This is a genomic window from Rhizobium sp. P2_G2, assembly GCF_056403555.1.
The window spans coordinates 1-16,274 of record NZ_JBFUFF010000120.1 but is presented as its reverse complement, the minus strand read 5'-3'; the positions used below and the strand labels follow the sequence as shown (position 1 = coordinate 16,274).

At 57.3% G+C, this 16,274-nt stretch carries 13 protein-coding genes and 2 pseudogenes; 12 read left to right on the top strand and 3 right to left on the bottom strand.

The features are described 5' to 3' along the window. Window positions 1–82: 82 nt before the first annotated feature. Window positions 83–808, bottom strand: coding sequence for a hypothetical protein (locus tag AC1D06_RS37265; protein WP_477990687.1), 726 nt, complete (start codon window positions 806–808; stop codon window positions 83–85). 172 nt (window positions 809–980) lie between these two features. Here AC1D06_RS37265 and AC1D06_RS37260 point away from each other — a divergent pair, with 172 nt between their 5' ends. The 5 genes from AC1D06_RS37260 (at window position 981) to AC1D06_RS37240 (ending at window position 7,130) form a co-directional block, all read left to right on the top strand. Further along, entirely contained in the window at window positions 981–1,709 is a 729-nt protein-coding gene (locus AC1D06_RS37260; protein WP_477990686.1) for a class I SAM-dependent methyltransferase, read from the top strand. Window positions 1,710–1,820: 111 nt separating this feature from the next. Then, window positions 1,821–3,347 carry a winged helix-turn-helix domain-containing protein gene (locus AC1D06_RS37255; protein ID WP_477990685.1) on the top strand — a complete coding sequence of 509 codons (1,527 nt, stop codon included), beginning with the start codon at window positions 1,821–1,823 and terminating at the stop codon, window positions 3,345–3,347. A gap of 79 nt (window positions 3,348–3,426) precedes the next feature. Next, window positions 3,427–4,530, top strand: a complete 1,104-nt coding sequence (locus AC1D06_RS37250; protein ID WP_477990684.1) for an IS5 family transposase — start codon at window positions 3,427–3,429, stop codon at window positions 4,528–4,530. Further along, the gene (locus AC1D06_RS37245; protein ID WP_477990683.1) at window positions 4,530–4,874 is read left to right on the top strand and encodes a hypothetical protein; all 345 of its coding nucleotides are present in this window, start codon (window positions 4,530–4,532) and stop codon (window positions 4,872–4,874) included. Before AC1D06_RS37250 ends, AC1D06_RS37245 begins: the two co-directional genes overlap by 1 nt. Before the next feature lie 543 nt (window positions 4,875–5,417). After that, the gene (locus AC1D06_RS37240; RefSeq protein WP_477990682.1) at window positions 5,418–7,130 is read left to right on the top strand and encodes a hypothetical protein; all 1,713 of its coding nucleotides are present in this window, start codon (window positions 5,418–5,420) and stop codon (window positions 7,128–7,130) included. Between the two features lie 194 nt (window positions 7,131–7,324). Here the strand turns inward: AC1D06_RS37240 and AC1D06_RS37235 are convergent, their stop codons facing one another. Next, window positions 7,325–7,591, bottom strand: a complete 267-nt coding sequence (locus AC1D06_RS37235) for a hypothetical protein (RefSeq protein ID WP_477990681.1) — start codon at window positions 7,589–7,591, stop codon at window positions 7,325–7,327. Window positions 7,592–7,862: 271 nt separating this feature from the next. Beyond that, window positions 7,863–8,285: pseudogene (locus AC1D06_RS37230) on the bottom strand (transposase); the annotation flags it as partial. A 500-nt stretch (window positions 8,286–8,785) separates the two neighbouring features. Between AC1D06_RS37230 and AC1D06_RS37225 the strand changes: the two are divergent. The 7 genes and pseudogenes from AC1D06_RS37225 to AC1D06_RS37195 form a co-directional block, all read left to right on the top strand. Then, entirely contained in the window at window positions 8,786–11,593 is a 2,808-nt protein-coding gene (locus AC1D06_RS37225; protein WP_477990680.1) for a M10 family metallopeptidase C-terminal domain-containing protein, read from the top strand. A 249-nt stretch (window positions 11,594–11,842) separates the two neighbouring features. Further along, a complete protein-coding gene (locus AC1D06_RS37220) occupies window positions 11,843–12,865 on the top strand; it encodes an IS110 family RNA-guided transposase (RefSeq protein ID WP_477990679.1) in 1,023 nt (340 codons plus the stop codon). Window positions 12,866–13,205: 340 nt separating this feature from the next. After that, on the top strand, window positions 13,206–13,958 hold the full coding sequence (locus AC1D06_RS37215; RefSeq protein ID WP_477990678.1) for an IS6 family transposase: 753 nt from the start codon (window positions 13,206–13,208) through the stop codon (window positions 13,956–13,958). Window positions 13,959–14,005: 47 nt separating this feature from the next. After that, a pseudogene (locus tag AC1D06_RS37210) lies at window positions 14,006–14,200 on the top strand (hypothetical protein); the annotation flags it as partial. A gap of 483 nt (window positions 14,201–14,683) precedes the next feature. Then, complete coding sequence (locus tag AC1D06_RS37205) at window positions 14,684–15,427, top strand: IclR family transcriptional regulator (protein ID WP_477990677.1); 744 nt, start codon at window positions 14,684–14,686, stop codon at window positions 15,425–15,427. Window positions 15,428–15,498: 71 nt separating this feature from the next. After that, on the top strand, window positions 15,499–15,765 hold the full coding sequence (locus AC1D06_RS37200) for a hypothetical protein (RefSeq protein WP_477990676.1): 267 nt from the start codon (window positions 15,499–15,501) through the stop codon (window positions 15,763–15,765). Window positions 15,766–15,922: 157 nt separating this feature from the next. Then, the coding region (locus tag AC1D06_RS37195) for a glutathione peroxidase (protein ID WP_477990675.1) at window positions 15,923–16,274 on the top strand (352 nt) is incomplete at its 3' end.

Sequence of the window (16,274 nt, the reverse complement as noted above, 5' to 3'; positions counted from 1 at the left end):
GACCAAGACCTTGACCACGAACACAGACCAGAAACATACATAAAAGGCGGGTCAAATCTCGGTGGAAATGCCGGGTCAGTTCTCAGTGGAAATCAACAACCGTGTCGGTGCCGTTGTTCTGGCCTTCGAATATCTTGTTCTTGGCGCTGTTGGTCCAGATCGTATCATCGCCGGCGCCTGAGTAGATCGTGCCGGCGAAAGACCCGACCCGCAGATCAATCAGATCGTCGCCACCTGCGGTATCGATATGGCCGATAATCGTTCCGGTATTGACGACATGATCCACGCCGCCGTCACCTAGATCGATGCCCCCTCTGATCAAGCCATGATTGACAACATGCCCGCTCGCCTGGGAAGAGAACTGGTCGATCAGAACTGCCTCACCACCCGGGGAGTTGATGCGGCCGTCATTGACGAGATTGAGCGAATGAGCACTGAAGACTGCGCCAGTAAAGGCCAAAATGCTCCCCGAATTGTTGACCTCCGCGCGTTGCCCCTCCATTTCCAGCGCGTTACCGTCGGTTGCGACGATCAAACCACTGTTGTTGACCGTCGCGTCGGGCCCGCTGAGAAGGGCGCAGCCGGGCGCGTACAGCACGCCGGTCGATCCGACATTCAGAACAAAGTTCGCGCCTGTCGCGTGCACTGCAGTAAAGGGCATTGCAGGGTTTAGGCCGTCAAGAACCTCACCGTTGACGGTCAGGGTGTTGTTGGCCCCCGAGCTATCGATCGCATAACGATTGTCGGCATTGGTGCCGTCGACCGTGCCATCGATTGCGACTGTCAATCGATAGTTGTGGTCCGTCATGTCCGCTTTGCCGGCGACTACGAGACAACGGGCAATCTTCAGATGATCCGATCGACACCATTGCGAGTTGGAGGATCAGAAACTCTCAGGCAAATTTCACCCGAATTTCACGACTCCATGCGCGACGAAGGATAATGTAGCAGCGGAACTTTCTAACAGGAATGATCGATTAATGATGCTAGCGCAGCGACCTCATTGGCAAGAAGGCCACTCCCGTAGCTTTCTCGACTACGGCAATTATTTTGTCCCGCAGCGCGAGGAGCAAATTGCGGTCGTCCTCGACCTCATGGACCCTGTGCCAGAGTCACCGCTGTTTATCGAACTCTGTTCTGGTAGCGGGCTCTTGAGCAAGGCAATGTTAGACCGTTTCGAGGGAAGTGAAGTTCTGGCGCTTGATGGCTCGACGGAAATGCTGCGCAGAACGACTGAGACTTGCGGGGCAAGTGGCAGACTTAAGGTTGTTGAGTTCGATCTCGCCGATCTCGGATGGCGAAAATTCGAGCGGCCACCGCACGCGATCGTTTCCTCTCTGTCGATCCATCATCTTGATGCACAAGAAAAACAAGTTCTTTACCAGGACATGGCAAACGCTCTCGCCGACGGCGGCGTCTTGATCATTGCCGACATAGTGCGACCTCCATCCGACCAGGGCCTGGCCGTTGCCGCTCGTCAATGGGACGATGCCGTGCAAACCAGGTCACGGCAGATCGACGGTAATATGGCGGCCTTTTTCGAATTCCAGCGCCTAAACTGGAATTATTTCCGTTATCCTGACGCTCAGCCAATAGATAAGCCGTCTTCGCTAGCCGAGCAACTAGAATGGCTCCGTGAGGCAGGACTGCGTAGGGTCGACTGTGCTTGGATGATTGCAGGACATGCAATTTTCTACGGGTACAAGTAAGGAGAACCGCGCCGCTATATTTCGATACACTAAAAAACTCTTGCCGCTATCATTAATGCATGCTCTCAATACCGGGACTAAATGTCGCATCCCGTGTGTGGAGACGATTGCATGTTTGAATTTGCCGGGCACACGCTTGATCCTGAACGCGGCCGTTTGCAAAGGGGCGGCATGGAAGTCTCGTTGAGGCCAAAATCGCTTACGCTCCTCCACTACCTGCTTGAGCATGCGGGACGAGTGATCAGCAAGGATGAATTGGTCGAGGCGGTATGGCCCGACATCAGCGTTTCAGACGATTCCCTGACGCAATGCATGAAGGATATCCGTAAGGCCCTTGGGCTGGAAGGCGAAGGTCTCATCCGTACAGTCATGCGACGTGGGTACATCATCGATGAGGTTAAGCTTCGCTCTCCCAGTCAAGTGATAGCGTTATTCCCGGTTATTAGTGATAAAGCATCCGTTGCCATTATTCCCTTCGACAATCTCAGCGATGATCCAGGGCAAGACTATTTCGCCAATGGCATCGTTGAGGAAATCATTTCCGCACTGTCCCGCCTTCGCTGGCTGTTCGTCGCAGCATACGGTTCCAGTGCCACCTATAAAGACCAATCTTTTGATGCTGCCCGCATCGCACGGGAACTCGGTGTCCGCTATATCCTCAAGGGCAGCGTGCGAAAAGCCGGTGACCGTGTTCGGATTGGTGGTCAGTTGATCGACGGCGCTACCGGCACGCAACTTTGGGCGAACCGCTTCGACGGGAACTTAGAGGAAATCTTCGACCTCCAGGACCGAGTGGCGGAATCGGTGGTCGGGGCGATCCAGCCCTCAATTCTTTCGGCTGAGGTCGAGCGCAGCCGGCGCAAAAGACCCGAAAGCCTCGATGCATATGATTTCGTGCTCAGGGCATTCCCGTTGGTTTGGTCCCTCGATCGGCAAGACAATACGCACGCGGTCGCCTTGCTCGATCAAGCGCTGGCCATCGAACCCACTTATGCCCTGGCGTTGTCGCTCAAGGCATGGTGTCTTGAACAGCAGGCTGTTTACAGTTGGACCGATGATCCTGCTGAACACAGGGATGAGGGACTAAGACTTGCGAAACGCGCAGTTGGCCTGAACGGCGACGATCCCTTGGTGTTGGCAGTTCTGGGAGCCGCTCATTCCTTTGCACGCGACTTCGAAATCGCCGAGGCTCATTTGGAACGCGCAAGGACGCTTGACCCCAACTCCGCCTGGGCCTGGATGCGCAGCGGATGGCTGAATGTGTATCGTGAACAGACCGAGACAGCGTTTCAGCAATTTGCACGGTTCTCCCGACTTAGCCCGATTGACCCCATGAACTACATTTGTCACATCGGGATAGGTGCCGCACATTTTGTGAATGGCGATTATCGCCAAGCTATTGAATCGACACGTAAAGGTCTCAGCCAGCACCCTGATGCGCATTGGGTACTGCGGCAGTTGGTGAGCGCTTTGGCGCTAGAGGGAAGGATAGAGGAGGCTCGGAACGAATGCAAAAATCTCATCGCCGCATATCCGGGCCTTACAATTGTCAAAGTTGCCGAAACCCTGCCGTTCAGCGAGAATACACTGGCGAGAATTGTGGATGGGCTCAGGGCTGGCGGTGTTCCAGAATTCTAACCTAGCAGGCTGTTGAAAAAGCCGCTCGCCTCCGGTGCATTGTCGTGATTCACTGCTCTGTGGGATTCGGAGATCATGGATGCGCGGCGGCGATGTGAGGACGGGTGAACTCTTCAGCTATGTCGATCTTGAGGATCGGGTCCGCCGCGATCATCCACTTCGGGCGATCCGGCTGATCGTGAACGAAGCGCTTGCTGCGCTGGAAGGGGAGTTTGCGGCGCTCTACTCGCCGATCGGGCGGCCGTCGATTGCGCCAGAGAAGCTTCTGCGGGCCATGTTGTTGCAAGCCTTCTATTCGATCCGATCCGAACGGCTCCTGATGGAGCGGCTGGAATACGACCTCCTATTCCGGTGGTTCGTTGGCATCGGTATTGACGATGCGGCCTGGGACCATTCGGTCTTCTCGAAGAACCGGGACCGCCTGTTCGAAGGCGACATCGCCGCGAAGTTCCTGGGTGCGATCCTGATCCAGCCCAAGGTCAAGCGGCTGTTGTCCACCAACCATTTCTCTGTCGACGGCACACTGATCGAGGCCTGGGCGTCGATGAAGAGCGTCAAGCCGAAGGAAGGGTCGAAGGACGGTTCCGGTGCCCCGCCGACCGGTGGCGGCGGTCGGAATGCGGAAGCGGATTTCCATGGCGAGAAGCGCTCCAACCAGACGCATGCCTCGACGACCGACCCGGACGCCAAGCTTTACAGGAAGGGCAAGGGTAAGGAGACGAAGCTGTGCTTCATGGGCCACGGACTGATGGAGAACCGCCATGGCCTGCTGGTCGATGCCTGCCTGACCGAGGCAGGTGGGCATGCCGAGCGGGTGGCTGCACTGCACATGATCGAGCCTCGCGCCGATAGGCCACGTGCGATCACACTTGGAGCCGACAAGGCCTATGATGCGCGGGACTTCGTCAACGAACTGCGCTCGATGCGGGTGACGCCGCATGTGGCGCAGAACACGAGTGGCCGCAGTTCGGCGATCGATGGACGCACGACGCGCCATCCCGGCTATGGGGTCAGCCTGCGTATCCGCAAGCGGATCGAGGAAGCGTTCGGCTGGATCAAGACCGTGGCGGGGCAGGACAAGACGAAGTTCCGTGGTTGCGACCGTGTGGGATGGGCCTTCACTTTCGCAGCCGCCGCTTATGACCTGGTGCGGTTGCCGAAACTGATGGCGGAGACCAGTTGATGGCCAGGGTTGCAGCCTTCGCCAAAGTCTTCGCCGGCCGCTGGCGCATCGTCGAGATGGACAATTGGGACAGTGACTTCCTCGATCTCGTCGAGCAGGCGCATCTCACCTTCAACGGCGCGGCGGACGGTGAAATCGCATTCGGCGCACTCAAGGGCTTCCTTGACGTCCGCTATGGAGCTCGCGACGAATCGGCCTGCGCCGAATTCTCGTGGGAAGGACAAGACGAAAACGACCCAGCCTGCGGTCGCGGATGGGCAGCGATAGGCACCGCCGGCCGCCTCGTCGGGCATTTCTACATCCATAACGGTGACGATTCAGGCTTCGTTTGCGAGCGCGACTGACTTCTTCAACAGCCTGCTAGTGCAAATCCCTGCCAAGCGTGCGCGACAGAGACGCCTGATGCGGGGAAGGCGTTTGATGACGACGGTCTCGGCTAGATCGTATACCGCCACTGGCCATCACCCTGGCCTTGATAGAATCCCGGTCGGACGGAATTTCCCATAAGCGCGACACGCCTGAGCGTGGTCTTTAATCGCAAATGCCCTGAAATTCCACGTACTTTCACCCCATCTTCAGAACCGCTCTCTCAATTCTCAGCAAAATTTCATTGGAGTTTCATTACGGGTCCGGCGTGGTGGCATAAAACCACTGACAACTGTTCCCGACGTAAAACGCGCACTGACAAGTACAAAGCGACAGGTTCTGTCTGCTCGTGCCGTGGAACCTCATGCTGTCGTAGTAGGAACGCAAACGACCGGACATTTCTCTCCCGAGGAGCAATTCCACTTAGCCGGACGTTTGCGACGAGCCCGTTAATTACACAACATTCGAGCAACCCATCCGGTGGTGCACTTCGGTCGCCTCGACAGCAGCAGGAGGAATTCATGGCCACACAACCCCCGATTACCACAACTATTGATTATCTGGATGTGACCGACGATTCAAGCCTCGTGGTCGTAACGAACACAGGCTCGGTTCTGAGTGCGATCGCGTTGAACTCCAGCAGCAACGTCCTCACGATCAACGGCTATGTCGGCACCGTCAACGGCCCAGTCTTTGATTCGTCGGTGGATAATATAATCCTAATAGGAGGCAGCGGCCTCCTTAACTCCATCAATATGTATGGCGGCGGTAACAAGATAAACAATTCAGGCACCATAAGTGCCGTTGACCATGGAAATCTTCAATTCGGATACAGCGCCATCTACTTCGGTTATGGTTTTGGAACAGACACTCCTGTCGACAATACAAATCACATCACGAACAGCGGAACCATTTTGACATCCAACAGGGATTACTATGTTCCGCAGGAATATCCGCAGGAAGGTTTCTGGGTGAGAAGTTACGGGGTAGTTGTTGAAAATGGCCTTGATAYGATTCTCAACAACAGCGGCACGATCTCTGCAACCTATGGTCATGGAATAAAACTCGAAGGCGGATCGGATACATTTAACAATACCGGGACGGTGTTCGGTGATGTGGAGCTGGGTGACGGTACAAATACCACCAAAAACAGTGGAGCGATTACCGGCGATCTCATTTCGTACAGCGGAGATGATGTCACGCACAACAGCGGCACGATAGATGGCAATGTCGCGCTCGGCGACGGAAGCAATGTCACTTACAACAGCGGCACGATAGATGGCGATGTCGTGCTCGGCGACGGAAACAATGTCGCTCGCAACACCGGCACGATAGATGGCAATGTCGTGCTCGGCAACGGAAGCAATGTTTTCCGCAGCCGGACCGGAGAAGTACTCGGCACAATCACGGGTGGCGACGGCCACAACCTCATTTTCGGTCCCTCCAACGGCTGCACGATTTCAACCGGCAGCGCCACCGATACCATTCACGGCGGCGATGGGGACGATTACATCGGTGGCGGGGGTGGCGCGGACATCCTCATTGGCGGCGGCGGCGACGATACTTACTCGCTCAAGGACGATACGACGGACACGATCAGGGATTCCGACGGCAACGATACCATCTCCTCATTGATCGGTCGCGACCTTGCCGACTACAAGGGCATCGAAAACATCACCATCACATCGTTTGGCAAGGGCAATGCCACGGGCGACGCCGGCGACAACAAACTACTTGGAAGCTATTCAGCCAACATTCTGGATGGCGGCGCCGGCGACGATATCCTGGCCGGCGACAAGGGCAAGGACACTCTTCTGGGTGGCAGCGGCAAGGATGTGCTCACGGGCGGTATGGATGCCGACATCCTGACCGGCGGTGCGGGCAGCGACACCTTCGTTTATCTTTTTACGGACAGCAGCACGCTGACAACGAGCAAGGCAGACACAATCAGCGACTGGTCCGTCGACGACAAGATCGACACGAAGATTGCCGGCACCGCAAACAATTTTTACGCTGCAGCCGTATCCGGCGACGTCGACACGATCGAGGAGGCCGCGGCGATCGCCAAGTCAACGGCGCCCAGCACCGACATAGCCTATGCCTACCTCTACAACAGCGACAAACATATCGGCTTCCTGATCATGGATATCGACAACAACGACGTGTTCGAGACGGGCATTGTGCTCGCCAAGACCGGCGCGGCAGGCGATTTCAGCTATGCAGACTTGATTTAGGACGTGTCGCATCTAAAGCCTTCCGTCTAACAATGAAAGGCCCTAGGTCAGCTCCACATGCGGCACGCCGTTAGAGGTCTTGTCGACCGTGCGGCCGTCCTCGAGATACGTATCCGATGGCTGCTGCCATCACCAGGATGACGGCAAGAACGATCCTGTTAATTGACCCGCCTCCTGTTCGGCAACCTCCAGGCTTACAGCACGAAATAATCTGCCTTGAGCGCCATCGCGTTGTCGAGATGCACGGTGAAGTCGATCTTCCTGTCGCCATCGGTGTCGCCATAGATCCAGGTGTCGCTACCGGCCTTCTCGTAGCGCAACTCGCCTCCATGGCCGGAAAACTTGTCGGTGCCGATGAAGGCGAATATCTGGTTGCCGCCCTTGCCTTCGTTGGCGTCGATCAGATGCAGGTCGATGCGGTCGCCGCTGGAGGCCTGCATGTCGAGGATCGGCATCGTCATGTCTGGATGGCGCCCGCTTGGCAAGGTGATTTAGGTGATATTTGAGCTTGGCGGGTCGGGTGCAGTCATGTCTCCGGCCTATAAGCGCGGTTTGATGCGACCGCTGGCCCTGATGTTTTGCGCTCAAACCGATCCCTATCAACTTACCGCGCTTTGAGGCGCTAAACGATGCCACGGGTTCTTCGGTTCGTGCGGCCCATTCCGCTTTCGCTGTCACATCATGCCATTGTCACTCCGCCAACTGTGATGCCCTTCAAGGCCATTATCGCTATCAAGCCGAGGCTCGGCCTTCAGTGGTGGGGCCTTGCTGGAAGTCCGTGTTCCGCGCCATGATCGCCCAAGCAATGCGGGCGATCTTGTTGGCGAGAGCAACCGCGACAAGCTTGAAAGGCTTCTTCGACAGCAAGTCTCGCGCCCAGTTCGCCAAGGGCGTGTCACTGCTCTCCTTTCTCATCCGGTAAAGCGCGGCGTGCGCCCCGACCACAAGAAGCTTGCGCAGGTGCCTGTTGCCCATTTTGGAAATAGTGCCCAACCTTGGTTTACCACCGGTCGAGTGCTGTCTGGGGACAAGGCCCAGCCAGGCCGCGAACTCACGGCCACCCCCAAAACAGCTTGGCATGCTCCTCCCGAAAGGGGTCAAAGTTCCTCGCATAATCACACTCGATTTGCTGCAGGCGAGATTGATCGGCGCGATCTAGCATTCCGCTTCGGCAAATATGCGTCAGAGCCAAAGTTCCGTGCTTAGTCACAAATGACGGAGCTGTTTATTTTTGGTAAGCTTCTGGAGGCTTTTGAGGTCCAGCGCGGGAGGGTGCGACGACCGCATACACACAGGTCCAGYCCGGTGATTTCACCGACCCTGCAACCTGGCACTATTCCGATGACCCGGATCAAAGCATTCCTGGCGCCGGCGACAGTGTCACTCTTATTTCAAACCTCAACGCCAACGGACAATCCGTTGCAAGCATCAATGGCATCGGTGTTGTCGTCGGCGGCATATCGGCCGGCACAATCTCGGAGGTAAGTCTCGGCGCAGGCCAGGTCAATGTCGGCACGCTCATCGGCGCCACTATCAGCGGCGCGCAGGTTGCCGCAACCCACATTGACGGCCGTATCAGCGCGACCAGCGGCAGTCTGGATGTCTCCGCAGTCGATCTGCAAAGCGGTGACAATTTGTATAACTACGGCGCCACCGTGACGACAAAGACGCTCACGATTGCCGCTGGCCCTCTTGGTGTTTACGCTGGCTCCGTGACAGTCTCCGGCGCGACCTCGTTCACAGGTCGCGCGGGCATAGTGCAGGTCGGCTGGAACGACCCCTCGGTCTATACCGGTGGCACGTTGAACCTTAAAGGCGGGCTTCAGCTTACCGCGCTGAACAAGGGTGGCGACAATCTCCAACAATCGAGCGGCGTACTCGACACAACGACAGGCGGGACGACGACAATCGACGGAGCCGTGCTGATCGACGCGATCAATGGCCTTGGCCCCTTCATGGGCTTGCATGTCGGCACTGGCGGCACATTGAAGCTTACCGGCACCGCGGTGATCGGCAAGACAGCTCAGGGCATCATCAATGTCGTCGGTGGCAAGGCGACTGTCAACAAGGTCGAGGCTGGCGTGCAGGCCGGCTCCGAGGGTGACATCGATGTCGGCGGGCAACTGACCGCCAATGGCGCGGTTACCCTCGGCGTCAAGGGCAAGGGCGATCTGTCGGTCAGCGGCACCGAAACGTTCAAGACGCTGGTCCTCGGCAAGCAGCAGTCCGGCGAAGGCTCGATCTTCATGACGGGGGGACAATTGACTGCGGGCGCGGTGGAGGTCGGCGTCAAGGGTGAGGGCTCCATCGACGTTGGTGACGGCAAGTTCAAAGCCAAGAGCCTGGTTCTGGGTGGCTCCGATCCCGACCCGGCTCATGCCGACGAGCAACTCTGCGGCGAATGGGACTATAAAGGCGGCCACGGCTCGATGGTTGTCCAATCCCTCTTCGGCAGCGCTACCGTCGCCACCGTCGCGACCAGCGTCACGCTGAAGGGCGACGGCATAGACAGTGCTGTCCTGGCCGTCGGCGGCAACAGTGGCGGCGGAATGGTGATCGGCGGAGACGGCGCCGGCACGGCCAACCGGATCGAGATCAAGGCAAAGGGCGAACTGACCGGCCACGGCCTGGTTACAGTGGGCACGACAACCGCGGATGGTTATTCGGGTACGATCGTCAACGACGGCACGATCGTCGCCAAGGACGGTGTGCTCAAGCTCGACGCCTCGGTGTCGGGAACGGGTGAAGCGCATATCGATGATCTGGCGACACTCGAAGTCACCGGCAGCTTCAGCGGCAATGTGGTCTTCGACGGCGAGACCCGCGCGGTGCTCAAGCTCGATAAGCCGAACCCTGATGATTTCAAGGGCGTGATCGGCAGCCTGGAAGCGGGCGATACGATTCATCTCGATTTTGCCGACCTTCCAGACGGCCTCGCCCACACGGAGATACGCGGCTCAAACCTGATCCTTACCTTCTCCAATGGGACAACGTGGAACTACAAGCTTGACCACGCCTATCGGAACGGCACCTTTACCATCAAGTCGACCGACAGCGGCGCAGACGGCCTCCCGACCGGTGTCGAACTCACCTTTCAGGATGCCAGCTCGCAAGTGCGCACAGGGCTGAGCGGAAAGCCGACCGGCAATGAGTTTCTCGATTCCCTCATCTGGGGCTGGGGCGCTTGGGCCAAGGGCAGGACAATCACCTATAGCTTCGGTTCGCAAGCGCAGGTGAAGGACGCCGTGCATTCTCACGGCGAAACTTACCTGCTCGACTGCGACCGCAAGGTCGGCACGTGGAGCGCAGACGAGGAGAATGCCTTCAAGGCTGCGCTGGACCTCTATTCTGAAGTCACCGGATTGCACTTTCGCGAGGTGAGTTCAGCAACCAAGGCCAATCTGACCTTCTGGGCGTCACACGATCTCCCGACCTTTGGGGGAAAGCCTGTGGCGGGTGCTTCCGAGGTGCCAGCCGAAGTATCGGACGGCCATTTGTGGCAGTTTTTCAACATTGATGTCCCCGGTTGGAAGTTCCTCAAGCCGGGCGGGGCGGGGTTTCAAACCATCGTCCACGAACTGGGGCATAGCCTTGGCCTTGCTCATTCGCATGACGGAGGCAGCGAGCCTGRCCGTACCATATTCCCTACCAACAGGGATCTGGATTACCTCACTGTCATGTCGTACAACCGTGGTGTTCGGCCAGGCGATCCGGCACCGAGCGACCACTTTGGCGGCCCCGCTGGGCTCGGCGCTTTCGATATCGCCGCGCTGCAGGCGCTCTACGGCAAGAATACGGACACAGGCCACGGCGACACAACCTACTTGCTGCCCCAGGCAAACAGCCAAGGGACGGGCTGGTCCTCTATCTGGGATGTTGACGGTAAAGACACGATCAGCGCGGAAGGGGCCTCGACCAACAGCAATATCGACCTCCGCCCAGCGAATCTTACCGGGCCGTCTGCTGGTGGCTTCGCATCACATCTCATCGGTATCGTCGGCGGCTTCACAATCGCCGCGGGCGTGGACATAGAGAATGCCATTGGCGGAAACGGCGATGACCATCTGGTCGGCAACGACCTGGACAACAGGCTGCAAGGCGGGCTGGGCGACGACGCGTTCTTGGGAGGCCTCGGCAAGGATACTCTGATCGGGGGCGGCGGCGGCGATCGTTTCGTGTTCCAACATGTGAACGATTCCAGCGCGGCGGATGGCGAAGACACGATCCGCGATTTCTCCCGCGCGTCGAAAGACACAATCGACCTAAGTGCACTCGCCGGCGTAGGCCATCTTGACTTCATCGGCGAGGAAAAGTTCGACGGCAAGGGTGGCGAGGTGCGCTACATCCATGATGGCGGCGACACCATCGTCGAGGTCGACACGGACAGCGACAAGGCCGCCGACATGGAGATCGTGCTGTACGGCAATCGTCTGGATTTGGTAAAGGGGGATTTCATCCTCTGACGGCAGGCGCACGAAAGCAAATTCCGAAGTTCTCGTCGTATCGATACTTAAGGGATGGAATGCTCGTCGATCAATCAATGCCTGTGCCACGCTTGCGGACAATAGTCGTGCGCGGCTTGAAAAAAGCTCGAGCGAAATGCGTGTGCCTTCCGAACCCCAGACAGGCCTTGATGAGGTGGACGGCCTCCTACCGCGGCACGTGAGGTGCCATAATGCGGTTGTTAGGAGCCGCAAATCGGAGGACCGTCCATGAAGGAAGTTGTCACAGTCAGCATTGATATAGCCAAGAACGTTTTTCAGGTTCACGGAGTTGATGCACAAGGTGTTGTGGTGGTGCGCYGGAAGCTTCGCCGCAGCGAGGTTTCAGGATTCTTCGAAAGTCTGCCGCCTTGTCTGATTGGTATCGAAGCTTGTGCGACCGCGCATCATTGGGCGCGTCATCTGATGGCTCTTGGGCATGAGGTCAAGCTGATGCCAGCCGCTTATGTGAAGCCCTATGTCAAGCGGCAGAAGAACGATGCCGCAGACGCGGAAGCGATCTGTGAAGCGGTTCAACGTCCAACGATGCGGTTTGTGCCGGTTAAGAGCGAGGAACAGCAGGGGGTGCTGATGCTGCACCGTGCCCGAGAGCTGCTTGTTCGCCAAAGAACGATGCTGATCAATGCGTTGCGCGCTCACCTGGCGGAACTTGGCATTGCGGCCCGGCTTGGGCCGATGGGCGTAAAGGATGCGGTGGCACTGATCGAAGACACCGATCAGCACTTGATCCCGGAGATTGTCCGACGGGCTTTGTCTCCCCTGTGCGATCAACTGCGCCATGTTCACACGAACATCGTAGAGATGGACGGGCAGATACTCGAATGGCACCGTGCGAATGCCTTAAGCCAGCGCCTGGCGACAATTCCGGGTATCGGGCCGGTTACGGCCAGTGCGATTGCAGCGACGATTACGGATGTCTCAAGTTTTCATTCAGGCCGCCAACTTGCGGCGTGGATCGGTCTCGTTCCCCGGCAGAGTTCTTCGGGCGGCAAGGAGCGTCTTGGCAGGATCACGAGGCAGGGCGATCCCTACATCCGCCGCTTGCTGGTGATTGGGGCAACTGCAGTGTTGCGCTTCAGTCGCAAGTCGAAAGCTGCCTCGACACTATGGGCGACGGAATTGCTGGAGCGAAAACCGGGTAAAGTGGCKGCTGTCGCACTGGCCAACAAGATGGCGCGGATCGTCTGGGCCTTGATGACGAAAGAGACCAGCTTCAGGACCGCGATGAACTGACAAAACGCATCGCGGGCTCTTGAGGCCAAACGAATTGGTGAGGTGCTGATGGTGTGATGACAAGGGTCGAAACCCGGATCGGGATAATCCGCTTTGCGACGAGCGCGAAAAGCGCGGGGGCTTGTATGGAACCTGATCTGCGGACTTCATCATGGCCAGCGGCAGTCTTTGAAAGGCCGCAATCAAAGGCCGGACACATGCCTGCAACCGACCAACCTGTCAAAACGCCAAAATAATCCTTGCCAAACGGAGGCCGTCCACACATGTCGCAAAGTTTGCTGTTAACTCGGTTTTGAAATTTGGCTGATGAAACGGCGCTCCTATTTTGGAGCTCCGTGTCATGATTCTGAATGCCATTGTCGAAAAGCTGAAGCGCCAGTCGAGGGACGATTTCAAAGGTCGACAGTTCGAGGCATGGCTGATCATGCAGGCAGTGGCCTGGTACCTGCGATATCCGCTCAGCTATCGAGATCTGGAAGAGATGTTTCGCGAACGAGGCTTCGAGGTCGATCATAGCACGATCAACCGTTGGGTCTTGGCTTATGCGCCGATGATCGAGAAGCGGTTGCGCCAATTCCGGAAACCGCATTGTGGTTCGATCCGCGTTGACGAGACCTACGTGAAAATTCGGGGTCAATGGCGGTATCTATACCGGGCCATCGACAAGCACGGCAAGCCGGTGGATTTCTTGCTGACTGCAAAGCGTGACCTTGACGCTGCCAAGCGCTTTTTCCGGAAAATGCTGAAAGAAGAACCTTTGTTATCGCCGCGGAAGATCGGCACGGATGGCGCCAACACCTTTCCGTCGACGATCAAAACTTTAGTTGATGATGGGCTGCTGCGCCCGGACCCCGTCCACTATGTCACCAAGCATCTTCAGCAAGGCATCGAGAGTGACCATTTCCGGGTGAAGAAGAACATCCCGAAAATCGGTGGTTTCCAGTCCTTCCATACGGCGCGGCGAACGATCGCTGGTTTCGAGGCGATGCTTTGGCTGAGGAAAGGCTTCGGCTTTTCCGGCGGCTGGACTGTCCACGATCAGAACGATCTGCTTGCGCGCCTCTTCGGACTTCAACAGGTTAACAAAGCATGAAAATGAAGGTTTACTCCGAAGAATTGTGACCTACACAAATCTTTGCAACAGGCCCTCTATCCGCACTCGCGGATCGTGACGGGGAGTTCAAGCTGCCGACGGGCCGCGGCGACGAGTTCGCCCATGGGTCACCGGGCAGCCCGGATTCGCGAGATCGGGTGTCGGCGGTCAAGCCGAGGGATATTTTCGTTCCGGACCTGCATATCGATACGTTGAAAATCAAAAGCCGGAATTTTCACTAGGGAATCCAGCATTATAGCTTGCTGCAATGGGGGATTCGGCGGTTCGATCCCGTTCAACTCCAACACTTCCCAAATTCTATGGTTCCAGAGTTCGACCGGTGTCGGTCCGATAGTCCGTAGCGTTAATTCTAAGTAGTTGGATCGCGCGGTGTCTGCTTGCCACGGTACCTCGAGAAGTTGCCGAGCATGTCGAACGATTGGTTGATTGGATCAAAGTCAATGTTGGGCGCATCCTAAGTCAGCGGTCGTAAGATTCCGCAGATTTCCAAGCAACAGTTTTCGCAAGTCGGCAAACCCGGATCGGGCGCCTGTGAGAAATTGGCATTCCCAATTGCAARGTGCCGGTCGTGTCGTGACTGCACGCGCGTAGCGCATTCAATATTCAGCTTTTAATAGCGGTCCCTCTGGATTGACTTATGGTGACCTCAAGTGGCAATTTGAGTTCTCTGACCTGTCGTGAATTCAGTGATTTTGAGGAATGTGATGGCTGGGCTTGATCGGTTTATCGAAATTTTGAGACTGTTCAACGAAGGCAAGCCGGATTGGACTATTCAGGAAATGGCGGATGCCGCGCAGGTACCGGCTAGCACCGTCTACCGCACGGTTCGCGAATTGGTGGGGCAGGGTTTTCTCGATCCCTCGATCGAGGCACATTATAGGCTGGGCGCCGCCTTCATCGAGTTCGATCGACGCCTGCGTCTTTGTGATCCGTTGATCCGCGAAGGTGAACCAGTTCTGCAGGATGTCCTTGACGCGGCTCCCATCCCCCATGTCGTCGTGTTGGCACGGCTTTACCGTGACCAAGTGATCTGCGTCGCCGACGGCCGCACGCCGGGCGTGGATATTGCGACTAGCTATGAGCGCGGCCGGCCGATGCCCCTGTTGCGCGGTGCGACGTCCAAGGTGATCCTGGCGCAATTGCCGCGCGCCAGGCTCGGCAGGATCCTCAAAAACGAGGACGGTATCGGTGCAGCGTTGGACGACATCGCGACCGAACTCGTCGGCATTCGAAGACAGGGTTATGCAATTACGCGCGGTGAGGTCGATCACGGGCTCGTCGGCATCTCCGTGCCGCTATCCTGCCCTGAAGCGGCGATCAATGCGAGCATGAGTGTGATTGTCCGGGGCGCTGACAGCAGCGAAGCCATCGAGCGCCGGCTGATTATGACACTTACGCCCGCCGCTGGCATGCTCGTCGGAAAGCTGCTGCCAAGACGAGGTTCTTGATCTTCGTTTGACGAAAAAATGACAATATGTCGTGTTTTAATGTTTGAGTTTGCCGAAATATAATAATTTTGTTGACATTGATCGCCAATCCCAACATTGTCCTTGCAGGAGATGCGGCGCTCGGGCGCGACGTGCAGGGAGGAGAGCAATGTCCAAGACATGTGAAGCCGGCAGCCGTCATTGGCGGCATCGGCACTGTCGAAGGGCCGATCCTCAGTGCAATCCTGATTTTCGTCCAGCGCGAGAGGCTGGCTGATTACGGGCCAATTTACCTCACGCTACTTGGCATCGTTGCCGTCGCCGTCATGTTGAAGGCGCCCCAGGGCATCTGGGGCTGATCGCGGCGCATACAGGCTGGCAGTTCATCGCGGTTCGCCGGAGGTTCATCGTCGGGCGAAGCAGGTCATGAGGGATGAAAGATGGGCGGCCGTGACCGCAACGGTCGCCGACCTGATGTGAAAACGGACCTGACCACGAACCCACCTGGAGCCTCCCATGACCGATATCCAATCCATTCCCCTCACCCGCATCGACGGCGCGCCTACCCAGCTCGCCGACTACGACGGCAAGGTGCTGCTGATCGTCAATGTCGCCTCGAAATGCGGGCTGACGCCACAATATGAGGGGCTGGAGGCGCTCTATCGCGCCAAGAATAGTGATGGCCTGGAAATCCTCGGCTTCCCCGCCAACAATTTCAAAGGCCAGGAGCCTGGCACCGAGGAAGAGATTGCCGCCTTCTGCTCGCTCACCTATGACGTCACCTTCCCGATGTTCTCGAAAGTGTCCGTCAAGGGCGATGATCAGCACCCGCTCTACAAGGCACTGACCGAAGCGCGGCCGGACGCGA